This window comes from Enterococcus sp. DIV1096b, assembly GCF_050498765.1.
GTDB lineage: Bacteria > Bacillota > Bacilli > Lactobacillales > Enterococcaceae > Enterococcus_D > Enterococcus_D entomosocium.
In genome coordinates, this window is sequence record NZ_JBMHEK010000001.1 from 388,000 (window position 1) to 410,556 (window position 22,557).

The window sequence follows — 22,557 nt, forward strand, 5'->3', positions numbered from 1 at the left end:
CGAGTACAGCTTAAACTGAGGTGGTAACACGCAAAAAGGCGTCCTCAAACAAGTCACAGGTGACTTGTTTGAGGATGCCTTTTTTTTATTGAAAAAGACAAGAACTAGGGGGAAAACGATGATTTCATTAAAAGATATATCAGTAACATTCAATCAATCAAAGAAACCCGCGATCCAAGCGGTCAAAAACGTATCGATCGAGATCGACAAAGGGGACGTGTACGGCATCGTGGGTTACTCAGGCGCCGGGAAAAGTACACTCGTCCGTGTGATCAACTTATTGCAGCGCCCAAGCAGCGGCAGCGTCGTCGTCAACGGCACGGAGCTGACCACACTTTCTGCGAAAGACCTGCGAGAAAAACGGAAAACGATCGGAATGATCTTTCAGCACTTCAACTTGATGGACAGCCGCAATGTTTTTGATAACGTGGATTTTTCCTTGAAATATGGGGGACGGTCCAAACAGGAACGTCATCAAAAAGTAACCGAGCTGCTGGCGCTTGTTGGATTGGAAGAAAAAGCCCAAGCGTTTCCTAGCCAACTATCTGGAGGGCAAAAGCAGCGGGTCGCCATTGCCAGAGCTTTGGCAAATGATCCAGAGATCTTGCTGTGCGATGAGGCAACTAGCGCCCTTGATCCGAAAACGACCTTACAGATATTGGCTTTGTTGAAAAAATTAAATCGGACTCTCGGTTTGACCATCGTGATCATTACCCATGAAATGCAAGTTGTCAAAGAAATCTGCAACAAAGTGGCAGTGATGGAAGACGGTGAAGTTATTGAGCAAGGTTCGAGCGTTCAGATTTTTAGCCAACCAGAAAAACCATTGACCAAAGATTTCATCCGAACGGCGACGCACATCGACCAAGCCTTAGAAACGATCCTCGGCAGTTCGAAGTTTTCTTCCTTGGCACCGAATGAATGGCTGGTGGAGCTGTCCTACGTGGGGGATCAAACCAATGAGCCACTGATCGCCCAATTGTACAGTCGCTACAAAGTGACCACCAATATTCTTTACGGTAACGTGGAGATCTTGCAAGAAGTGCCGATCGGCAGCTTGGTCGTTAGCTTATCCGGAGAGTACCAACAGCGCAAACATGCCTTAGAATATTTGAAGTCTCAAGGAGTGTACACCAATATTTTAAAAGAAAATCATGCAGAACCATTAAACAATGTGATTAAAGGAGGATTTTAGATGGCTGCCTTATTAGAAAGATATTTTCCCAATGTTGTTGCGATCCAAGATGAATTTGTCGCAGCAACGATCCAAACCTTGTATATGGTTTTTTGGACCTCCTTGATCGCGGGCATCTTAGGCATCTTGTTAGGGATCGTCCTGGTAGTGACTCGACCGAGTGGAATTTTAGAAAATCGACCACTCTTTGAATTTCTCGATAAGGTCATCAATGTGGTCCGCTCGATCCCTTTTATTATCTTATTGACGTTGCTAGGAACCTTTACCCGATTTCTTGTGGGAACGACGATCGGCGAAACAGCAGCATTGGTTCCTCTGATTGCTGGGATCATTCCTTTCTTTGCTCGGCAGATCGAGATTGCCTTGCTAGAAGTTGACCCCGGTGTCGTGGAAGCAGCCGAAGCGATGGGCACCAGTCCTTTCGGCATCATTTTTCGGGTCTATTTGCCAGAAGGCGTGGCGGGAATCATTCGGGTCTCTGCATTGACCGTGATCAATGTGATCGGATTGACCGCCATGGCAGGAGCAGTTGGCGCTGGCGGTTTAGGTAACTTAGCCATCACCCGCGGGTACAACCGATTCCAGACCGATGTCACGATCATGGCGACCTTGATCATCTTAGTATTCGTTTTTATCAGTCAATTTGTCAGCAACCTACTCATTAAACGAGTATCACACTGACCACCACTTACGTACAAATAAAAAAACAAGCAAGTCTATGGAGGAAGAAAAAATGAAAAAAATCGTACAATCAATCGTTTTAGGGGCAGCATTATTATTTATTACCGGATGCGGAAACAATGGCAGTGCCGCAGCCACTGATCAAGAAGAAGTCACTGTGAAATTAGGAGTGATTGGCGCGGACACCGATGTCTGGGATGATGTCAAAGATCGTTTAAAAGACGAAGGCATCAATTTAGAATATGTCCAATTCTCTGATTACAATCAACCCAACGCAGCATTAGCTGATGGTTCCATTGACCTCAATTCATTCCAACACCAATTTTTCTTGGACAATTATAATAAAGAATTTGGTACCGATCTCGTATCGATCGGCAATACAGTCAACGCGCCATTAGGCATTTATTCCGACAAAGTGACGGATGTCAACGACTTGGCTGAAGGAGCTAAAGTTGCGATCCCGAATGATGTGACCAATGGTGGTCGGGCATTGCTCTTGTTACAATCAGCTGGATTGATCAAAGTGGATGAAGCAGCCGGACAAACACCAACGGTCGCGGATATTACTGAAAACCGTTTGAATTTAGAAATTTCGGAACTTGATGCAGCGCAAACAGCCCGGGCACTTTCCGATGTCGATGTTTCTGTTATCAATAGCGGCATGGCGGTAGATGCAGGATTTGTGCCTACCGAAGATGCAATCTTTTTAGAGCCTGTTGATGAAACGGCCCGTCCTTACGTCAACATCATTGCCGCCCGTAAAGAAGATGAAGACAATGAAGTTTACCAAAAAGTGGTTGCTGCTTACCAAACAGAGGATACGAAAAAAGTCATCGAGGAAACGTCAAAAGGATCAAGTGTTCCTGCTTGGGAAACCTTTGGAGCAAAATAAGTGCTATGTAATTTGATAAAAACACTGAAAAAAACCATGTAAGAAAAGGAGAGATTTGATTATGACAACAGCAACTATTACAAAAGCAACGATTAAACCATTTATCCAAGAGCGTTTAGCCGCTTATCAAGCCTTGGCATTAGATATCCATAATCACCCAGAAGTCAGCAACTATGAGTTTTACTCAGCCGATGCCCTGATCGCCCAATTAGAAAAAGAAGGCTTTGCTGTTAAAAAGGATGTCGCAGGACATCGTACCGGCTTTGATGCCCGCTATGTCAGTGGAAAACCGGGCCCAACGATTGCCTTTTTAGCTGAGTACGATGCGTTACCAGGGATCGGTCATGCTTGTGGGCACAATCTCTTCGGGACTTATTCCGTCTTAGCAGCCAGTGCCCTGCAACCTTTCATCGATGAGCTAGGCGGGGAGATTCGAGTCTATGGGACGCCAGGAGAAGAAGGTGGGGAAAATGGTTCCGCTAAAGGCAGTTTTGTCCGTGAAGGGTTCTTCAATGATGTCGATGCCGCTCTTTGTGTCCATCCAGCCCATCGCTATGGCAAAACGACAGCGTCATTAGCCAATGATCCAGTGGATATCAAGTTCTATGGTCGAGCTTCCCATGCGGCAGCTGCACCAGAAAAAGGCATCAACGCGTTAGAAGCATTGCTACAAGTCTTTAACGGGATCAATGGATTGCGTCTGCACTTACCAAAAGACGTCAATATTCATGGTGTGATCACCGATGGTGGCGTGGCAGCCAATGTCGTGCCAGAATATGCAGCCGGTCGTTTTTATTTACGAGCAGCCAATCGAGCGACCTTGAACGATGTCTACGAGAAAGTCGAAAACATCGTCAAAGGAGCCGCTTTAGCCACGGGAGCGACCTATGAATTCGGTTTGTTCCAAAACTCCGTCGACGATGTGATCGTGACACCAAGTTTTGATGAGATCTTCTTTGCCCATGCCCAAGAAGCGGGCGTACCTGCCGATGAGATCGATACGGAAGCCAAAACAAGTCTTGGTTCTTCTGATGTCGGCAATGTCAGTCAAGTGATCCCGACGATCCAACCCACCGTTTCGATTTCAGATGACTACATTGCGGGTCATTCGGAAGAATTCAAAGCCGCTGCCAAGAGTGAAAAAGGCTTGCAGTCGATCGCTATCGCGGCTGAACTTTTAGCGCTGACCGCGTTAGATCTTTTTGAACAACCGGCGTTATTAGAAAAAATCAAAGCCGATCATCAAGAAAGCCTAGCAAAAGGCAATTAACGCCAAAACCTTGAAGGAAGATATCCAGAGGATACTCAATAATATAGAAGAAAAAAAAGTCTCTGCCGCAAAATGTCGGTAGAGACTTTTTAGTTAGTCGATGACTAAAATGCCTTCTTTCAATGAAAAAGGATTTTGTTGATTGATATGATCGTAGAACATGACCCCGTTCAAATGATCGATCTCATGCTGAACGACGATCGCAGGATAGTTCTTTAAACGAACTTTTTTCTTTTTGCCGTTGATGTCGTAATAGCTGATCGTGATCCGGGCATGGCGTACCACGTAGCCAGGGACTTCACGGTCCACGGACAGGCAGCCCTCGCCTTCACCCAAACAAGCTTCTTGCACGGAATGACTTAGAATTTTAGGATTGTAAAGAACATCTTTAAAATCAGGTTCTGCTTTTTCTGGGTCGCTGCTAGGGACGAGGACCGCTGTGATTCGTTTTGAAATATCTAATTGAGGAGCTGCTAGACCAACACCACCTCTTAATTCGAGTTCTTCTGCCTTGACTGGGTCTTGGCTGTTTTCTAAAAAGGTCATCATTTCTTTTCCTAGTGCGATATCTTCTTCGCTCAAAGGAAAAGGTACTTCTTTTGCTACTTCACGCAAGGTTGGATTGCCTTCGCGAATAATATCATCCATTGTAATCATTGATGATGTGATTCCTCCTACTATGTAAAAATGACGAAAGCAAGTTTCGTTCCTAATAAAGTGTACCACAAGTGCAGAAAGAAGGGCATAAGAAAGTTTAAAGGGTAAAGCTTTCTTATTAAATGAAACGATATTTCTATATATAAGATTTAATTATGAAATATAGTTGCGAACAGGAAGAGAATCAGTTATAATGCTTTTATAGAAAACGGTATCACGAAAGTGACTCGCCAAGGAGGCAAAGAGATGTTCGGCTTTTCTGTATTTATGAACGAAGACTTGACGGCAGCAGAACTTGAGCAGATGACTGCGATGGCATCAGGCTTTAAAGGGATTTTCACCTCCATGCACATACCAGAAGACGATCGCAGTACCTATCGGCAGCGTCTGACGGACTTGGGAGGTTTCGCAAAAGACCATCAGCTGTCTTTAATGGTAGATATTTCTGGAAACGCCTTAGCAGAAGCGGGCTTTTCCATCGACAATCTGGGGGAACTAAGGGAGATCGGTGTCACTGGTTTACGAATGGACTATGCCATCGACAATCAACAAATCGCTGCTTTTTCAAAAGAAATGACCATCAGTTTGAATGCCAGTACATTAACGGAAAAAGACATTCGAGAGCTGCAGGCGTATGGAGCCGATTTTACTCGTTTGGAAGCTTGGCACAATTATTACCCCCGGCCAGAAACAGGACTAGATGCTGACTGGTTTCAGGAGAAGAACCGCTGGTTGAAAGCACAAGGCTTTTTCGTCCAAGCCTTTGTTCCAGGAGATGCCAAGAAACGCGGACCGTTATTTCAAGGATTACCCACACTGGAAAGACACCGCAACTGGTCGCCTTTTGCCGCAGCAATCGACTTGTTGGCTACTGGCTCAGTTGATGCTGTTTACATTGGCGATGGCATGGTTTCTGCAAAAAGTACGCAGCAGTTTGCGACGTATCTGCAAGAAGCGCGGATCGTTTTGCGGGTCAAAGATCTTGGTTCTACTTACTTTGAACACGTACTAGGGGATCACCAGAATCGTTACGATGAAGCTCGAGATGTCTTGCGTAGCGCCGATGCCCGTTTCAATGCCATTCCAGAAGTCAAACCTGAACTTAGTCAAGAGCGGCCAATGGGTGCTGTGACGATCGATAACCAAGAGTACTTGCGTTATATGGGAGAGATTCAAGTGTGCAAACGACCATTGCCTGCAGACCCCAAAGTCAACCTCGCCGCTCAGGTGATACCAGCCGATCTGCCTTTGATCCAACAAATCAAAGCAGGGATGCGATTTAAATTAGAAAGAGATGATTCCAATGAATAAAATCAATTTAGACAAATTAACGACTGAACGACGCAATAGCGAAACGAGCAATTTAGATGAAATGACGATTTTAGAAGCGTGCCAAAAAATGAACCAAGAAGATCAAAAAGTTGCCTATGCAGTGGAAAAAGAAATTCCTAGTATTGAAAAAGTGATTGAACAAACTATCGCTGCTTTTAAAAAAGGCGGACGCTTGATTTATCTTGGCGCTGGGACAAGTGGTCGATTAGGCGTCTTGGATGCGGCCGAATGTGTCCCAACCTTTGGGGTATCACCTGAGATGGTGGTTGGTCTGATCGCCGGTGGTGAAGAAGCGATGACGGTCGCTGTCGAAGGAGCAGAAGACTCCTTAACGCTAGGGAAACAAGACCTTGTCGATCTGAAGTTGAACCCAAATGACATGGTGATCGGGATCGCTGCCAGTGGTAGAACGCCTTACGTGATTGGGGCTCTTGATTACGCCAATGAGCTTGGTGCCACAACGGCTACGATCGCTTGTAACAAAGATGCGGAGATCTCTCAACATGCCAGCTTTCCAATTGAAGTCGATTGTGGCCCAGAGTTTCTGACGGGTTCGACTCGTTTGAAATCAGGAACTGCCCAAAAATTGATTTTGAATATGATCTCGACGTTATCTATGGTAGGGATCGGTAAAGTCTACAATAATTTGATGGTCGACGTGAAAGCGACTAACGAAAAATTGGTGGAACGCTCAAAACGGATCATCATGCAGGCAACTGAAGCTGATTATGAAACAGCCGCTGCAGCATTTGAAGAAGCAGATCAGAATGTCAAATTGGCGATCGTGATGCTGTTGACGGATAGCACGAAAGACGAAGCACAAGCAAAACTTGCCACGGCACAAGGGTTTGTCAAAACGGCGTTAGGAGGAGAAAAGTAATGGCAAAAGAAACACTGACGGTAGAAGAGTTAGCGGAGAAGATTTTTCAAGAAGCCGGCGGAATGGACAACGTAGAAACAGTCAATCACTGTATGACTCGCGTACGAATGACCGTCCGCGACCACGACAAGGTCGATCAACAAGGGTTAAAAGAGATTCCCGGCGTGATGGGTGTCGTCAATGACGAGCAGCTGCAAGTCATTATCGGACCAGGGAAAGTCAACAAAGTAGCCAACGCAATGGTGGCAAAAGCCGGTGTTGATTTAGGGCAAGGGATCCCGCAGCAAAAATCAGGCAAAGAGGCGTTATCAGAAAAAACGGCAGAGATGAAAGCAGCCCAAAAAGCCAAACAAAAATCATCACCATTGAAGTCGCTGCTGAAAGACATTTCAAATATCTTTGTTCCAATGATTCCAGCCTTCGTTGGTGCAGGACTCGTTGCAGGGATCGCCTCCGTTCTGACCAACATGATCACTGCTGGAAATTTAGATGGAGACACTTGGAATTATTATGTCATGATTTTAAACGTCCTAAGAAATGGGATGTTCACCTATTTAGCAATCTTTACTGGGGTCAATGCTGCGCAGGTCTTTAAAGCCAATCCAACCCTTGGTGGAGTGATCGGTTCGATCATCTTGCTGACCGGTATGAACCCAGAAGCCCCGATCCAAAACTTGTTCACCGGCGAAGCTTTAGCTGCCAACCAAGGAGGGATCATCGGTGTGATCTTCGCTGTATGGCTTTTGGCGAAATTAGAGGCAGTGCTGCATCGAGTGATTCCTGAAGCGATCGATATTATCGTGACCCCGACGTTGTGTTTGTTGATCATCGGTTTGACGGAGATTTTCTTGATCATGCCATTGGCAGGTCTGATCTCTGACAGCTTAGTCGGTTCAATCACTTGGGTCTTGAATGTGGGCGGTGCGTTTTCTGGGTTTGTCTTAGGGGCGGCCTTCCTACCAATGGTCATGTTTGGTTTGCATCAAATTTTGACCCCGATCCACATCCAAATGATCGAAGCAACAGGCAGCACGCAATTATTACCGATTTTAGCCATGGCTGGTGCCGGTCAAGTCGGAGCAGCTTTCGCCTTATGGGTACGACTACGTAAAGACAAAGAGCTTTCTGAAATGATCAAAGGTGCATTGCCAGTTGGGATCTTAGGTATCGGCGAACCATTGATCTACGGAGTGACATTGCCATTAGGTCGACCATTTATCACTGCTTGTATTGGTGGTGGGATCGGTGGTGCGGTCATTGGCGCTTTGACAAATATCGGCGCAACGGCGATTGGACCATCAGGGCTAGCTTTGATTCCATTGATTGCCAACGGCCGTTGGATGGGCTATATTTTCGGCTTGTTAGCAGGCTATGCTGGCGGCTTCGTTGTCACCTACTTCTTTGGGATTCCTAAAGATCGCTTAGAAGCAGTCAAAGGGATTGAGGCAGAGGAGGCAAAACCAGCTGCAACCGTCACTGTGCAACCGCAACCAAAAGAAACGAGTGAAACGGCTGCAAAGGAAACGGCAGCAAATTCATCAGCAACAACGATCGATACACCCTTATACGCAGTAGCAACAGGTACGACAAAATCGATCAGCGCGTCAAGTGATCCGGTATTTTCGCAAAAAATGATGGGCGACGGGTATTTCGTCTTGCCAGACAATGGGGCGATCTTTGCACCAGCAGCAGGAACCGTCACGACGATTTTCCCAACGAAACATGCATTGGGGATCAAGACTGCTAGCGGGCTAGAGATTCTGCTGCACATGGGTGTCGACACCGTCGAATTGCAAGGAGCACCTTTTGAGATCCTGGTGGAGGAAGGCCAAGCGGTGACACCAGCCACCCAAGTTGCCCAAGTCGATTTGGCGCAGCTGACAGCCAAAGGCAAAGCCTCTGAGATGCTCGTTATTATCACCAATATGGACCAAGCAGCCAACGTTGAACTGTTACCGATCGCGGAAACAAACGCAGGTCAAGCAGTGATGCACGTGGCAACGATAAAATAATGATAAAACCTCTATCTGATAAAGATGGAGGTTTTTTTTAAGAAGTTACTAAATTGATTGCGGAAACGAGGCCTTTATGTTACAGTTTCGTTACAAAGGGAGAAATCCCATACGAGGAGGCAATGACGATGAAAAAAATAATTTGGTTCGGACTAATGACGCTGGCATTTTCACCAATGATGGTTCATGCAGATGAAACGGCTACGAGTGGAAGTGACAATCCGGTTGCCGTTAGCGAGACGCTTTCATCAGAAGGGCAAACAGACAGTGAGCAGATTCAAAATTCTGCCCAAGAAAGTACAGATGAAAACCAAGAAACGGATCAATCCGCTACTTCAGAAACTACAGCTGACGAGAATCAAGAGCCAGTCGATTCCGAAGCCGTTATTGCCTCGATCCAAGCAGAGACAGGGACGCAAAACGTCAATGAGATCAACACGTTAGCCGATGAACCTAGTTCGCTGCGTAGCGCCTTAACCCAAGGGATCACTGAAGGCAGTGTGACCGCATTTACCCAAGAACAGTTGGACCAGTTGACAGATGAAGAATTGACCAATGGCAATCGCCTAGCGATACGTTATTCTAGTGATGCGATGGGCTTTGATATTGCTTACTTGGCAAAAATCATCGGCGCCTTGTTTGTCGATCAGACGTTATCCTGGGAAGCCATTGAGCCGCAACTGGCTTTTGATGCGAATAGCTACGCCAGTTTTGCTGACTTGATTCCTGTCGTGGATCAGTTGCAGGAATATTTACGGGTCGTCTATCCAGCAGACGGAGTCTTTTTACATTTGAATCAAGCCGTTTCCAAAGAATGGATGATTTCAATTTTGACCAATTTGAATCAGATGGAACAAGAGATGCAAGTCGATCCAGGTGCCTTTGTCCCAGGAAGGATCTCTTATATCATTCAAGCGGCAAATGATTCCATGTATCTGCCTACAGGCACGCAAACGAGTACGACTGAAGAAGCGACGGCAACATCGACGACTGCTCAAGAAACAGCGACAACGACTTCTTCGAAAGAGGCCAACGCTACTGCCGATGGTGAAAAAACATTACCTAAAACCAATGAAGCGCCAAGCTATACCTTACTGATCGCCGGTGTTATCCTGCTGCTGATCGTTTTCTTGATTTTATGGCGCCGAAAGAAAAAATGATCGTTATTTATAATCGGCAGAATGAAAAAATAGCAACCTTCGTTTTCCATCAGGGAAACGAAGGTTTTTTGTTTTCAGAAATTTCATTGGTTATTTCTTTTCAAATAACGCCCTTTATAAAAAGACCAGAATCGATTCCTTCATAAAAAAGTCAAATTTAAATTCTTGCATTCTCTGGTGAGGGGTGTATAATGACACAGTGTCATATGACAACGTGTCATATCGAGAGCTGTGATTTATTTTAAATTAGAAAGGAGTTGCTTGTGATGCCGACCGATACATTTTTTCACTTGCCGCCAGAAAAACAAAAGCGCATCTTAAATGCGGCGAAAAAAGAATTCTCAAGACTGCCGCTGAAAGACGCCTCGATCGCCAACATCATCAAAGATGCCGAGATTCCTCGCGGGAGTTTTTACCAATACTTCGAAAACAAAGAAGATCTTTATTACTATTATTTCCATACGTTGAAAAAAAATAGTCAGCGAGATCTGCTGAAATCGATCCAACATGAAAACGGGGATCTGTTTGCGGGGTTCGAATGGTACTTTTCACGGATGATCGCCGAGGTTTTCAAAGGCAAAAACGCAAACTTTTACCGCAATTTATTTATGAGTATGGATTATCGTTCCTTCCATAAAGTCGTGCCAGAGATGCAGCACAAGATGCATCAAGAACACAAAGCCGATCGGCAGAAGCAGCAAGCCATCTTTTTGTCAGAGGTCGACAAAGATTTATTGAAAGTCAAAGACGACCATGAGTTGAAAATGCTGATCCAGCTGCTGATGCATACCGTCTTTTCGACGATTGCCGAAGCCTATCGCCAATCAGCATTTGATCCAGACTATGATCCTGCCGAAGCGATCGCTGATTTCAACAGTAAAGTCCGCTGGTTAAGAGAGGGCGCAAAAAAAGAAAGAGGGGAAACCTATGATTAAGCTGATAAAACGCGTATCCGTCATTTCCATAATCATGGCAGTGGTGTTTATGGTGATCCAAGTCGTTTCTGATTTGTATCTACCGACATTGACTTCCAATATTATCAACAATGGGGTGGCGACAGGGGACATTGATTACATTTGGAAAACCGGCTTTTACATGATCGGCTTTTCATTGATCAGTATCATCGCCGCTTTAGGAAATACGTATTTCGCAACAAGAGAATCACAAAAATTAGGACAAAAACTACGTTCGGACATTTACCAAAAAGTTGAGAATTTTTCTTCTCGTTCTTTCGATAAATTTGGGACCGCATCATTGATCACACGAACCACTAACGACGTCAACCAAATTCAAATGGTGACGCAAATGTTTTTACGTATGATGATCAATGCACCGATCACACTGATTGGGGCGAGCTTCTTGGCCTATCAAAAAGATGCCCAATTAACACGAATCTTTTTAGTCGTTATTCCTATCATGCTAGTATTAGTTGGCGGTATTATGTATTTTGCCGTTCCTTTATTCAAAAGTATGCAAAAGAAAACTGACCGTTTGAACTTAGTCTTTCGTGAAGGCTTGACGGGGGTCCGCGTTATTCGGGCATTTGACAAGACGGATTATGAAGCGAATCGCTTTGATCAAGCCAACAAAGATTACACCCACACCGCGATCAAAGTAAATACCATCGTGGCCTTGATGATGCCTTTGATGACGTTGATCATGAGTGGAACGAACATTGCCATCACATGGTTTGGTGGTCATTATATTGCCGAAATGACCTTAGAAGTCGGGAACCTGATTGCGTTTATGACTTATGCGATGCAAATTTTGATCAGCTTTATGATGCTGTCCATGATCTTCGTGATGGTGCCAAGAGCCCAAGCATCAGCTGACCGGATCAACGAAGTCTTAAATGAAGAAGATGAAATTCTCGATCCAAAAACACCAGCGACATTGAGCTTACAAGGGGATCAAGCAACCTTGACTTTTGACCATGTGGCGTATCGCTACCAAGGCGCTGAGAAATTGGCGTTGGAAGATATCGACTTCCAAGCAAAATCTGGTGATTTTGTTGCCATCATCGGTGGGACGGGCTCAGGGAAAACGACACTAGTCAATCTCTTGCCTCGTTTGTACGATGTGGAGTCTGGTGCAATCAAAATCAATGGGGTCAATATTGCAGAAATCACCCAGCACAATCTACGAGAAGTCGTGGGCTTTGTTCCGCAAAAAGCGGTACTGTTTTCCGGTACCATTCGTGAAAATATGAAATACGGAAAACCTGATGCGACAGACGAAGAAATCTGGCAAGCATTAGAGATCGCCCAAGCCAAAGATTTTGTCTCCGAACTGGCAGATGGCTTAGATAGCCGTGTAGAACAAGGCGGCGGCAACTTCTCTGGTGGACAACGTCAACGTTTAGCGATTGCTCGTGCGTTAGTGAAACAAGCAGATGTCTATGTCTTTGATGATTCCTTCTCCGCATTGGACTTCAAAACCGATGCAAACTTACGAGCAGCGCTGAAACGCGACATGCAAGACAGCATCATGGTCGTGGTTGCCCAACGGGTCAGCACAGTCATGGATGCCGATACGATCTTAGTATTAGATGAAGGACAACTCGTAGGGAAAGGGACCCATGAATCATTAATGGCAGACAATGAAACCTATCAAGAAATCGTTTCTTCACAATTGAGAGAGGAGGATCTTGCATGAGTGAAAAGAAAACAACAACACAACACCGTGGCGGACCAATGGGTGGCGGCCCGGGCCGTAACATCGGTGCCAAAGGACCAAAACCAAAAAACTTTTGGGGGACGGTCAAACGGCTTTTCGGGTACATGTCGAAACGTTCCATCGCTATCATTGCCGTCTTCGTTTTAGCGATCGCAGCCGTGATCTTCCAAATCCAAACACCGAAAATTTTAGGGGAAGCGACCACTGAAATTTTTAAAGGGGTCATGATCGGTACGCAGCAGATGCAAGCCGGCCAACAGGTGACAGAATTTCCTATCGATTTTGAGAAAGTTGGTCAAATCATTTTGATCGCGATCGGCATGTATGTGATTTCAGCCGTCTTCAACTTTCTACAACAGTTTATTATGACCCGTGTCTCTCAACGAACGGTTTATGAGCTGCGTCGAGACTTAGATGAAAAAATGAACCGCTTGCCGATCTCTTACTATGATACTCACTCAAATGGGGATATCATGTCACGGGCAATCAATGATATGGATAATATCGCAAGTACCCTGCAACAAAACTTGACCCAATTTATTACGAGTGTCGTGACCTTTATCGGGGTTTTGTGGATGATGCTGACGATCAGTTGGCAACTGACTTTGATTGCTTTAGCAACGGTTCCTTTAAGCTTGATCGTCGTGATGATCGTCGCACCAAAATCGCAAAAATTCTTTGCGGCCCAACAAAAAAGTTTAGGATTGCTCAATGACCAAGTCGAAGAAACTTACGGCGGTCATACAGTAGTCAAAACCTTCAACCATGAGGCTGCCGATCAAGTCGTTTTTGAAGAAGAAAATGACCGTCTGTATTCTGCTGGTTGGAAAGCCCAATTTATTTCAGCGATCATTATGCCCTTGATGAACTTCATTAAAAACTTAGGCTATGTCTTCGTGGCTGTCCTTGGTGGAATCAAGGTAGCGAATGGGAACATGACGTTAGGGGATGTGCAAGCATTCTTGCAATACACCAATCAATTCTCTCAACCGATCACTCAAATCGCTAGTTTGCTAAACACCATCCAATCAACCGTTGCATCTGCCGAACGGGTCTTTGAAGTCTTGGATGAAGAAGAAATGAATGATGAGCCTTCTGGTTTACCAGTGGAAGACAGTGAATACAAAGTTCGTTTCGATCATGTTCAATTTGGTTATGCCCCAGACAAATTATTGATGACCGATTTTAATCTGGATGTCAAAGCTGGTGAGATGGTGGCTATCGTAGGACCAACCGGCGCTGGGAAAACCACGCTGATCAATCTCTTGGAACGTTTTTATGATGTTTCTGGCGGTAGCATTCGTTATGATGGCAGAGATACCCGAGACTTGACTCGTGATGAATTGCGTAGTAATATCTCGATGGTGCTGCAAGATACGTGGTTGTTTACCGGCTCCATCTATGACAACATTCATTATGGAAATGAAAAAGCGACCAAAGAACAAGTGATTGCTGCGGCGAAGGCTGCCCATGTGGATGATTTTGTTCGCAAATTGCCAGAAGGCTATGATACGGTCTTGAATGAAGAAGCCAGCAACATCTCCCAAGGTCAACGTCAGCTGATCACGATCGCCCGCGCCTTCTTAGCGGATCCGGACGTCTTGATTTTGGATGAAGCAACTTCTAGTGTCGATACGCGGACTGAGATCTTGATCCAGAAAGCAATGGGGCGTTTGTTAGAAAATCGGACCAGCTTTGTGGTTGCTCACCGTCTCTCTACGATTCGTGATGCTGACAATATCATCGTGATGAATCACGGATCTATTGTTGAGACTGGAAACCATGAGGAATTGATGGCGCAAAACGGTTTCTATGCAGACCTTTATAACAGTCAATTTTCAGAAGAAGTGGCGTGATCCACTGTTTGTAATGAAAGAAATTCTTCCCCAAATGATGATAAACAGACCGCCAAAGGTTGACTGAAAGAAAGCAGTGATTGTCACTGCTTTCTTTTTTTATGAATTTATATGGCTTTATTTTAAATATTTATTGCAATTATCTAGATAAAAATGTATATTAATACATAATTTCGAATGATCCAAGACAAGGAGTGAAATCAATGAGCCATCTTTTTCCTAATTACAGTCGTTTACCCATCGATATCCAGCAAGGCAACGGCAGCTATGTCGTAGATTCGCAAGGCAACCAATATTTAGATTTAACAAGCGGCATCGGGGTCGTTAATCTCGGTTATGGGCATCCCAAAGTGCAAGCCGCGTTGATGACCCAAGCAGAGCAAATTTGGCATGTGCCGAATTTGTATGACAGCCAGCTGCAAGAAGAAGTTGCCCAAAAGCTGACCCAAAATCAAACGAGCGCCTCAGACGAGCCGTATCTGGCTTATTTTTGCAATAGTGGCGCTGAGGCGAACGAAGCTGCTTTAAAGCTGGCTCGCAAAGCGACTGGCCGTAGCAAAGTCATCAGTTTTGAACAATCTTTCCACGGTCGGACCTTTGGCGCGATGTCTTTGACTGGGCAAAGCAGTATTCACGATGGGTTTGGTCCGCTGGTACCAGAGATGGTTTATGTACCGTTTAATGACCTTGAGGCATTGCAAGCCGTTTTAGATGAGCAGACGGCAGCCGTGTTTTTAGAATTGATCCAAGGCGAAGGCGGCGTGATCCCTGCCGAGGTGGCGTGGGTCCAAGGGGTGGCAGCCCTTTGTCAGGAGCAGGGAGCACTGCTGGTGGTGGATGAGATCCAAACCGGGATGGGACGGACAGGAACACTGTTTGCTTTTGAAGGATATGGCATTGAACCTGATCTTTTTACCGTAGCAAAAGGGCTTGGTAACGGGATCCCTGTCGGAGCAATGCTAGGCAAAAGTCATTTGCAAACGGCTTTTGGACCCGGTAGTCACGGTTCGACCTTTGGTGGCAATAAATTAGCGATGGCCGCTGCTAGTGCCGTCTGCAGTGTGTTGCAAGAAGAGGACATTCAAGTCAATGTTCAATTGCGTCAGCAGCAGTTTTTCGACGGATTGCAAGGACTATCTAAGGTGCATGCGATTCGTGGGAAAGGATTGATGATTGGTATCGAATTAGCAGATTCGGAAAGCTTGCAATCCGTGTTGACTCAACTGCGGAACCAAGGCCTCCTCGCATTAAAGGCGGGTACCAAGGTTTTGCGCTTGCTGCCACCCTTAACGATCTCGCAAGAGGAAACGCAAGCAGCCTTGGCGATTTTACAAGCGATCTTAGCATAATTGTATAAAAATAGATTTTTTGGGCATTTTTTCTTATAAAAACCGAATAACAGCGAGTTTATTTTGAATAGTTTTATAAATAATCATTGACAGAGCGATGGGAGTTTCTTATAATCTTAAGTAAATTCTTTTGAGGAGTGACGTGTTTGAAGGCAGCAATCGTTGGTGTAACAGGGTATACCGGAATTGAATTGATTCGTTTGATCCAGCAGCATCCCCAATTGGAGGTGGGCACCTTGCATAGTCATTCTATGCATGAAAATTCATCAGTTTTGTATCCTCATTTAATTGGACTGACAGAGCGGTTGATCGAACCTTTTGATGCAGAAAAAATCCAAAAGGAAAATCAACTCGTGTTTTTTGCGACTCCTGCTGGAATCAGCAAAGAACTCGCAGCGACTTTTGTCGCAAATGACTTTCCAGTGATTGACCTTTCTGGTGATCTGCGATTGAAGGATCGGGATAGCTATCAAAAATGGTATCACCAAGAAGCTGCACCTGCCGAGTTGTTGGCACAAGCGACCTATTCGCTGCCTGAGTTTGCAACGACTTCTGGCAATTTGATCGCCAATCCAGGCTGTTATGCGACTGCTGCCATTTTAGCGGCTGCGCCGTTGGTTCAGCAAAAACTATTCAGCGGCACGTTGATTTTTGATGGCAAGTCGGGCTTATCGGGTGCTGGAAAGAAATTGACTGACAGCAGTCACTTTGCAACCGCTGCGGATAACATGACGATGTATAAGCCAAATCAGCATCAGCATATTCCCGAGATCATGCAACAGTTTCAACAATGGGATCAGGCAATGCCGCCGATCCAATTTTCTACCAGCTTACTGCCTGTCAAAAGAGGGATCTTTATGACGCTTTATGCCCCTACCAAAGCCGCGATTTCGCAAGAGGACATTTATGAGCAGTACGTAAAAACGTATCAAGACCATCCGTTTGTCCGAGTGCAACCGTTAGGAAAGCTGCCCGAGCTGCGGCAAGTGACGGGAACGAATTTTTGTGACATTGGCCTATGTTTCAATCCGCTGACCCAAGTGTTGACCGTTGTCGCAGTGATCGATAATTTAGGCAAAGGGGCTGCTGGCCAAGCGATCCAAAACTTCAATCGATGGGCAGGGATACCAGAAACGACCGGTCTTATGCAAGCTCCGTTATACCCATAAAATAGCCAACAGACACGTGAGGATACTCGTGTCAGCCAGTGGACAATCCGCAAAAAGGTGGCAGTAGGAGGAAAGAAAATGAAAGAAATCGAAGGAACGATCGCAACCCCAAAAGGTTTTTTTGCCGACGGTCTGCATTGCGGTCTGAAGAAAGAGAAAGTCGATCTTGGTTGGATCGTCTCTGAAGTGCCAGCCAGTGCTGCGGCAGTCTTTACCACCAATCAAGTACAAGCGGCACCCATTCTCGTTACAAAGGAAAAAATGCAAGCAGGCACCTTGCAAGGCGTGATCGTCAATGCGGGCAATGCCAATGCTTGTACCGGGGAGCAAGGTTTAAAAGATGCACAAGAGATGGCAGAATTGGCAGCAGACCAGCTGCATACGAGTCCCGAAGCCTTTGCGGTAGCCTCCACCGGAATCATTGGCAAGAGCTTACCGATGGAAAAAATCACTGCAGGGATTCAGCAACTAAACAGGCAAGGGGATGCCCACCAATTCCAAAGAGCGATTTTGACGACGGATCTGACTGAAAAAAGCAGTGTCATCCAATCAACAATCGCTGACAAAACGGTGACTGTTGCGGGCTGTGCCAAAGGGTCTGGTATGATCCATCCCAATATGGCCACGATGCTGGCCTTTGTTACGACAGATGCGGCGATCGCTCCAGCACTCTTGCAAGCACTGCTGAAAGAATTAACCGACGTTACTTTCAATCAAATCACGGTCGATGGCGATACATCTACCAATGATATGGTGTTAGTTTTAGCCAACGGGTTAGCCAAAAATCCAACGATCGAAGCCGATACGCCAGCTTACCATGAGTTTAAAGGGATGCTTAAAGCAGTTCTGACCGCCTTAGCCAAAGCAATTGCGAAGGACGGAGAAGGCGCCAGCAAATTGATCGAAGCTCACACGAGTGGAGCTGTGACCGATGAAGCAGCCCGCATGATCAGCAAAACCATCGTCGGTTCGCCGCTGGTCAAAACAGCCCTCTTTGGCAAAGACCCAAACTGGGGGCGTATCTTATGTGCAGTGGGTTATAGTGGGCAACCCATCGATCCAGCAACGGTATCGATCGCATTAGCCGACATTCCCGTCTTTGTCCAAGGGACGCCGGTAGCTTTTGACGAAACCATCATGCAAGAACAGTTGGCGGAAAATGAAGTCAAAGTCGCTGTTGAGCTGAAAGAAGGGGCAGGTGTTGGCACCGCTTGGGGCTGTGATCTGACGTATGACTATGTGAAAATCAACGCACTATATCATACCTGAAACAAATCAGGTACTAGACAAAAAGGAGCGAGTAGATGGAAACGATCGTAGTAAAAATCGGCGGTGTCGCCTCAGAAAATTTAACCCCGTCATTCTTTGAGACGATAGCAGATTGGCAAGCTGCGGGCAAAAAAGTGGTCATCGTCCATGGCGGTGGTCACTACATCTCAGAAATGATGGAGAAAATGGCGTTGACAGTCAAAATCAAAGACGGCTTGCGGGTGACCGATCCCCAGACGCTTGAAGTGACTAGAATGGTCCTTTTGGGACAAGTTCAACCGCTGATTACGACTGCTTTCCAGCAAGCTGGCTTCCATGCCGTGGGACTGAATGCTGGCTGTGATCAGCTGATCCAAGGAGAAGTTATCGATGAGGAGAAATTAGGGCAAGTAGGGAAAGTTCAGCGAATCAACGCCGCCTTCTTGCAGCTCTTGACAGAGAAAAAACATGTCCCGATCTTGGCCCCACTAGGAATTACGCCAGAGGGGCAATGGTTGAACATCAACGCGGATGAAGTGGCTTGTCAGGTCGCAGCCAGCTTACAAGCCGAAAAACTGTATTTGCTGACGGATGTCCCTGGGATCAAGCAAGAAAGCAAGTGGTTATCCGCTGTTTCTTTTGAAGAGATCCCCCGCTTGATCACCGAAGAAGTAGTCACGGGCGGCATGCTGCCAAAACTAAAAAGTGCTCAGAAAGCCTTAAAAGCAGGGGTAGCTGCCGTTTGTATCACCGATCGGATCGATCGTTTAGGAACCCAGATCCTCGCGGCAAGTCCAGCAGCAGCTGGCTGTAGTTGAAGCCATTAGCGACACCCAAGCGCCTCCTCTCTACTCATAAAAATGCAAAATTCTGACTTTTCTGTGCGTTTCTTCTTATTTTCTCTAAAAAAAGAATAAAAGAGATAGGGATTTCATTTGCTAGAATTTCGTTTTATCAGTACAATGAGTACATATGTAAGTAGGGGGAGAAACAATGACAGATTTCTTATTGGGGAGCAGTACGAAGTTGCTGACTGTTGCAATTCGGGTAAAAGACCGCGATCAAGCGATTGCCTTTTATCGCGATGTACTTGGCTTTGAGCTGAAAAGAGAAGAAAATGAGTTGGCCATCTTTGGTCTAAAAGGATTAGATAGAGAAGTTTTATGGTTGGAAGAAAGCCCGCGTGCCAACGACCATTTCGGTGAGATCAAAAAGATGCAGCGCATCGTTTTAGCCGTATCCTCGCTAGAAGAAGCGGCAACTATCGCGAGCAATGCCCAACAAAAAGCGATTGCTTTCGAAGAAGCTCGTTATGAAGCGAATCAATTAGGCTTTATTATAGCGGATCCAGAAGGAAACAAAATCGAAGTCTTATTTACAGCACCCGCAGGAACTGCGGTACCAAAAGACGAAGCAGAATTGATCAAAGCGGCACCTGCAAAAGCGGCTGGCTTATCAAAAGAAGCTCATTTTGGCAAGCTGTATTTAAACGTCAGTAATCTAGCCAAAGAGCAGCTTTTCTTAGAAGAAAGCTTAGGGTTGAAAACAAAAGAAGCCGAAACGAAGGAATTTATCCTCAATGATGGTGACTTCCAAGTTGGCTTGACGGAAGCACAAGGTGGTACGATCGATTTACCGACCCATGAGGTGCTTGGCTTAGACTTCTTGAAAATCTCCATCAGTCAAGAAGATATCGATACATTAGAAAAACACTTGTCTGAGAAGAAGCAAGAGTTTTTCATCGACAAAAAACGGCAATTGTTGACGACCTACGATGCGATCGGTATCGAATGGTGGTTTATCGTAAAAAAATAAATCCAAATAGATAAGAAAAACATCGGAAACTCTTTTGAGTGGTCGATGTTTTTTGATGTCTAAGAAACCAAGCAAGCGAATCGATTAGCTGATCGAGGCGAATAGCTGGAGAAAAAAAGGGCATAACGAGTTTTGTTTGCTGCTAAAAAGTGCTAAAGTTAGAAGCAAGACAAGCCTGAAAGGAGCGAGTATGGAATGATGACAATGTACCCAGAAACAGTACAGCTCATTCAAGAAAAAATGCCGACCGTTTTCCCAGGAGCGGTGCTGCGTTTTATCGCCGGTGAAACCCAAGAGACACAGGTATTCGGACAGGCAGCGCTTCTTCCGAAAACCGAACCCATGACGAAAGATCATTTGTTTGATTTAGCCTCATTGACGAAAGTCATTTGTACAACCACCGTCCTGTTAAAATTGTGGGATCAAGGGAAAATCGAGATGGAGGCACCGCTTACTCGTTGGTTGCCAGCGTTTAAAGACGATCGGGTAACGATCAAGCACTTGCTGACGCATACGGCAGCCATCAACACGTGGATTCCTCATCGAGACCAGTTGGGTGCTGCTGCTTTGCGCAAGGCGTATTTGCAGCTTGAAAGCAGTGATACGATCGGTCAAACGGTCAACTATACGGATACTGGTACGATTTTGCTGGGCTTTTTATTGGAGGAGCTGTATCAAAAATCAGTGACCGAGATTTTTCAAGAAGAAGTCTTGACGCCTTTAGGCATGAAGAACAGCGGCTTTCCGCCTTTTCCTCCTTCACAGCTGCCATTGATCGTGCCTACCCAGCAGCAGCCAGACGGCAGTATCCTTAGAGGAATCACCCATGACCCAAAAGCACGAGTGCTGGGAAACCATGCCGGCAACGCCGGGTTGTTTTCTACCGTGGATGATTTGACGCTGTTCGTTCAACTGTTACTGGCAAATGGTCAGCAGCAAGGGGCGCCGTTTTTCTCAGAAAAAGTCATGCAGGCGCTGGCTCAGAGACAGACGCCTGAAAGCACAAAGCCCCGCACCTATGGCTGGGACTTATTGGGTGCGTCGTACCAATTATTTCATACAGGCTATACAGGCACGTTTCTCGCAGTAGATATCCCTAACAAAAAAGCGTTTATTTTCTTATCGAATCGGGTCCATCCAGTGGATCATCGAGAAAGCTACTTGGGTCATCGTGACGAAATCCTGCAATGTTACTTAAAAGAATCTGCCGAATAAGCGGATTCATGCTATAATATGCACGAACAACTAGAGAGGGGAACAATTATGGAACCATTGTTTATGAAACCTGTTTTTCAAGAAAAAATTTGGGGCGGCAGTCGCCTGCATTCTGTTTTTGGTTTTGATTTACCGAGTGACAAAATCGGTGAAGATTGGGCGATCAGTGCGCATCCTCATGGGGTGAGCGTCATTGAAAATGGTCCGTTTAAAGGCAAAACATTGGCGGATCTTTGGCAAGACCATCAAGAACTGTTTGGACATTCAGACGAACCAGTCTTTCCATTATTAATTAAAATTCTAGACGCGGAAGATGATCTATCCGTTCAGGTCCATCCTGATGACACGTATGGGCTAGCCCATGAAGGGGAATTAGGGAAAACGGAATGCTGGTACATTATTGATGCCGAACCAGGTGCGGAAATCATTTATGGCCACCACGCACAAACCAAAGAAGAACTTGCGGAAATGATCGAAGCGGGTCGTTGGGATGATTTGTTAACAAAAGTCCCTGTGAAAAAAGGGGATTTCTTCTATGTGCCAAGTGGAACGATCCACGCCATTGGGAAAGGGATCATGATCTTAGAAACCCAACAAAGCTCGGATACGACTTATCGGGTGTACGACTATGATCGTACTGATGATCAAGGACAAACACGGGAGCTGCATATCCAACAATCAATCGATGTGACGACGATTCCTGCACGGACGCCAGAATTATCGATCCGTGAAGTCAAACAAGGACAATCAGCAGTCGTTACCTATCTTGAAACGCCATTTTTCAATGTGTATGAATGGGAAGTACGTGGAAAATTATCGTTGGCACAAAAGGCCGATTATACCTTGATGACTGTGATCGATGGGTATGGGCAGTTGATGATCGACGGTCATTCCTATGAACTAAAAATGGGCACGAGCTGCATTTTGCCAAACCCGATCAAGAAATGGGAATTGGTTGGTGAATTGACTGTCATTGCCTCTGAACCTGGAAAAAAATAAAACGATCAGTAAGTGACGTGATTCGCACAAGCAAAACAGCACACGTTCCTGATTTTTCGTAAGGCTGAACGCGTTCAGCTGCCTGTCATCATTGGCGATTTTTCCGCTTTTGACTGACAGGTTTTTTCGTATGGACACTCACGATAGACGT

Annotated in this window: 19 protein-coding genes; 18 read left to right on the forward strand and 1 reads right to left on the reverse strand. The window is 45.6% G+C overall.

What is annotated here, in order from left to right; all coding sequences use genetic code 11:
- Positions 1-118: 118 nt before the first annotated feature.
- The 4 genes from IGJ17_RS01850 (at position 119) to IGJ17_RS01865 (ending at position 4,038) form a co-directional block, all read left to right on the forward strand.
- A complete protein-coding gene (locus tag IGJ17_RS01850) occupies positions 119-1,195 on the forward strand; it encodes a methionine ABC transporter ATP-binding protein (protein WP_008376218.1) in 1,077 nt (358 codons plus the stop codon).
- Positions 1,196-1,876 carry a methionine ABC transporter permease gene (locus IGJ17_RS01855; protein ID WP_005232318.1) on the forward strand — a complete coding sequence of 227 codons (681 nt, stop codon included), beginning with the start codon at positions 1,196-1,198 and terminating at the stop codon, positions 1,874-1,876. It begins immediately after the preceding gene.
- A 52-nt stretch (positions 1,877-1,928) separates the two neighbouring features.
- The gene (locus IGJ17_RS01860; protein WP_008376213.1) at positions 1,929-2,768 is read left to right on the forward strand and encodes a MetQ/NlpA family ABC transporter substrate-binding protein; all 840 of its coding nucleotides are present in this window, start codon (positions 1,929-1,931) and stop codon (positions 2,766-2,768) included.
- 61 nt (positions 2,769-2,829) lie between these two features.
- A complete protein-coding gene (locus IGJ17_RS01865; protein ID WP_005232314.1) occupies positions 2,830-4,038 on the forward strand; it encodes a M20 family metallopeptidase in 1,209 nt (402 codons plus the stop codon).
- A gap of 93 nt (positions 4,039-4,131) precedes the next feature.
- Here IGJ17_RS01865 and def read toward each other — a convergent pair whose 3' ends face one another.
- Complete coding sequence (gene def / locus IGJ17_RS01870) at positions 4,132-4,695, reverse strand: peptide deformylase (protein ID WP_008376209.1); 564 nt, start codon at positions 4,693-4,695, stop codon at positions 4,132-4,134.
- A gap of 246 nt (positions 4,696-4,941) precedes the next feature.
- On the opposite strand from def, the gene IGJ17_RS01875 reads away from it, so the two are divergent.
- The 14 genes from IGJ17_RS01875 (at position 4,942) to manA (ending at position 22,406) form a co-directional block, all read left to right on the forward strand.
- Positions 4,942-6,006, forward strand: a complete 1,065-nt coding sequence (locus IGJ17_RS01875; protein WP_429946994.1) for a DUF871 domain-containing protein — start codon at positions 4,942-4,944, stop codon at positions 6,004-6,006.
- Positions 5,999-6,907, forward strand: coding sequence for an N-acetylmuramic acid 6-phosphate etherase (murQ, locus tag IGJ17_RS01880; RefSeq protein ID WP_008376205.1), 909 nt, complete (start codon positions 5,999-6,001; stop codon positions 6,905-6,907). The genes IGJ17_RS01875 and murQ overlap by 8 nt, the downstream gene beginning before the upstream one ends.
- Positions 6,907-8,919, forward strand: coding sequence for a glucose PTS transporter subunit IIA (locus tag IGJ17_RS01885; protein WP_429961047.1), 2,013 nt, complete (start codon positions 6,907-6,909; stop codon positions 8,917-8,919). The genes murQ and IGJ17_RS01885 overlap by 1 nt, the downstream gene beginning before the upstream one ends.
- 128 nt (positions 8,920-9,047) lie before the next feature.
- A complete protein-coding gene (locus IGJ17_RS01890; protein WP_101698787.1) occupies positions 9,048-10,079 on the forward strand; it encodes an LPXTG cell wall anchor domain-containing protein in 1,032 nt (343 codons plus the stop codon).
- A gap of 266 nt (positions 10,080-10,345) precedes the next feature.
- A complete protein-coding gene (locus IGJ17_RS01895; RefSeq protein WP_005232294.1) occupies positions 10,346-11,014 on the forward strand; it encodes a TetR/AcrR family transcriptional regulator in 669 nt (222 codons plus the stop codon).
- Complete coding sequence (locus IGJ17_RS01900) at positions 11,007-12,734, forward strand: ABC transporter ATP-binding protein (RefSeq protein WP_008376197.1); 1,728 nt, start codon at positions 11,007-11,009, stop codon at positions 12,732-12,734. The genes IGJ17_RS01895 and IGJ17_RS01900 overlap by 8 nt, the downstream gene beginning before the upstream one ends.
- Complete coding sequence (locus tag IGJ17_RS01905; protein WP_061053672.1) at positions 12,731-14,611, forward strand: ABC transporter ATP-binding protein; 1,881 nt, start codon at positions 12,731-12,733, stop codon at positions 14,609-14,611. Before IGJ17_RS01900 ends, IGJ17_RS01905 begins: the two co-directional genes overlap by 4 nt.
- Before the next feature lie 203 nt (positions 14,612-14,814).
- Positions 14,815-15,960, forward strand: coding sequence for an acetylornithine transaminase (locus IGJ17_RS01910; protein WP_429946997.1), 1,146 nt, complete (start codon positions 14,815-14,817; stop codon positions 15,958-15,960).
- 146 nt (positions 15,961-16,106) lie between these two features.
- On the forward strand, positions 16,107-17,129 hold the full coding sequence (argC, locus tag IGJ17_RS01915; protein WP_429946998.1) for an N-acetyl-gamma-glutamyl-phosphate reductase: 1,023 nt from the start codon (positions 16,107-16,109) through the stop codon (positions 17,127-17,129).
- 78 nt (positions 17,130-17,207) lie between these two features.
- On the forward strand, positions 17,208-18,398 hold the full coding sequence (gene argJ / locus IGJ17_RS01920; protein ID WP_034878112.1) for a bifunctional glutamate N-acetyltransferase/amino-acid acetyltransferase ArgJ: 1,191 nt from the start codon (positions 17,208-17,210) through the stop codon (positions 18,396-18,398).
- A 35-nt stretch (positions 18,399-18,433) separates the two neighbouring features.
- Positions 18,434-19,195, forward strand: coding sequence for an acetylglutamate kinase (gene argB, locus IGJ17_RS01925; RefSeq protein WP_005232286.1), 762 nt, complete (start codon positions 18,434-18,436; stop codon positions 19,193-19,195).
- Between the two features lie 175 nt (positions 19,196-19,370).
- The gene (locus tag IGJ17_RS01930; RefSeq protein ID WP_086372563.1) at positions 19,371-20,192 is read left to right on the forward strand and encodes a VOC family protein; all 822 of its coding nucleotides are present in this window, start codon (positions 19,371-19,373) and stop codon (positions 20,190-20,192) included.
- Between the two features lie 198 nt (positions 20,193-20,390).
- On the forward strand, positions 20,391-21,407 hold the full coding sequence (locus tag IGJ17_RS01935) for a serine hydrolase domain-containing protein (RefSeq protein WP_429961623.1): 1,017 nt from the start codon (positions 20,391-20,393) through the stop codon (positions 21,405-21,407).
- Between the two features lie 45 nt (positions 21,408-21,452).
- Positions 21,453-22,406 (forward strand): mannose-6-phosphate isomerase, class I, encoded by a 954-nt coding sequence (manA, locus tag IGJ17_RS01940; RefSeq protein WP_176257035.1) that lies wholly within the window; start codon positions 21,453-21,455, stop codon positions 22,404-22,406.
- Positions 22,407-22,557: the final 151 nt, after the last annotated feature.

What these genes read in the sequence shown, in the direction of transcription:
- IGJ17_RS01850 (WP_008376218.1), top strand. Translation starts at nt 119, where the DNA reads ATGATTTCATTAAAAGATATATCAGTAACATTCAATCAATCAAAGAAA.
- IGJ17_RS01855 (WP_005232318.1), top strand. Translation starts at nt 1,196, where the DNA reads ATGGCTGCCTTATTAGAAAGATATTTTCCCAATGTTGTTGCGATCCAA.
- IGJ17_RS01860 (WP_008376213.1), top strand. Translation starts at nt 1,929, where the DNA reads ATGAAAAAAATCGTACAATCAATCGTTTTAGGGGCAGCATTATTATTT.
- IGJ17_RS01865 (WP_005232314.1), top strand. Translation starts at nt 2,830, where the DNA reads ATGACAACAGCAACTATTACAAAAGCAACGATTAAACCATTTATCCAA.
- def (WP_008376209.1), bottom strand. Translation starts at nt 4,695, where the DNA reads ATGATTACAATGGATGATATTATTCGCGAAGGCAATCCAACCTTGCGT.
- IGJ17_RS01875 (WP_429946994.1), top strand. Translation starts at nt 4,942, where the DNA reads ATGTTCGGCTTTTCTGTATTTATGAACGAAGACTTGACGGCAGCAGAA.
- murQ (WP_008376205.1), top strand. Translation starts at nt 5,999, where the DNA reads ATGAATAAAATCAATTTAGACAAATTAACGACTGAACGACGCAATAGC.
- IGJ17_RS01885 (WP_429961047.1), top strand. Translation starts at nt 6,907, where the DNA reads ATGGCAAAAGAAACACTGACGGTAGAAGAGTTAGCGGAGAAGATTTTT.
- IGJ17_RS01890 (WP_101698787.1), top strand. Translation starts at nt 9,048, where the DNA reads ATGAAAAAAATAATTTGGTTCGGACTAATGACGCTGGCATTTTCACCA.
- IGJ17_RS01895 (WP_005232294.1), top strand. Translation starts at nt 10,346, where the DNA reads ATGCCGACCGATACATTTTTTCACTTGCCGCCAGAAAAACAAAAGCGC.
- IGJ17_RS01900 (WP_008376197.1), top strand. Translation starts at nt 11,007, where the DNA reads ATGATTAAGCTGATAAAACGCGTATCCGTCATTTCCATAATCATGGCA.
- IGJ17_RS01905 (WP_061053672.1), top strand. Translation starts at nt 12,731, where the DNA reads ATGAGTGAAAAGAAAACAACAACACAACACCGTGGCGGACCAATGGGT.
- IGJ17_RS01910 (WP_429946997.1), top strand. Translation starts at nt 14,815, where the DNA reads ATGAGCCATCTTTTTCCTAATTACAGTCGTTTACCCATCGATATCCAG.
- argJ (WP_034878112.1), top strand. Translation starts at nt 17,208, where the DNA reads ATGAAAGAAATCGAAGGAACGATCGCAACCCCAAAAGGTTTTTTTGCC.
- argB (WP_005232286.1), top strand. Translation starts at nt 18,434, where the DNA reads ATGGAAACGATCGTAGTAAAAATCGGCGGTGTCGCCTCAGAAAATTTA.
- IGJ17_RS01930 (WP_086372563.1), top strand. Translation starts at nt 19,371, where the DNA reads ATGACAGATTTCTTATTGGGGAGCAGTACGAAGTTGCTGACTGTTGCA.
- IGJ17_RS01935 (WP_429961623.1), top strand. Translation starts at nt 20,391, where the DNA reads ATGACAATGTACCCAGAAACAGTACAGCTCATTCAAGAAAAAATGCCG.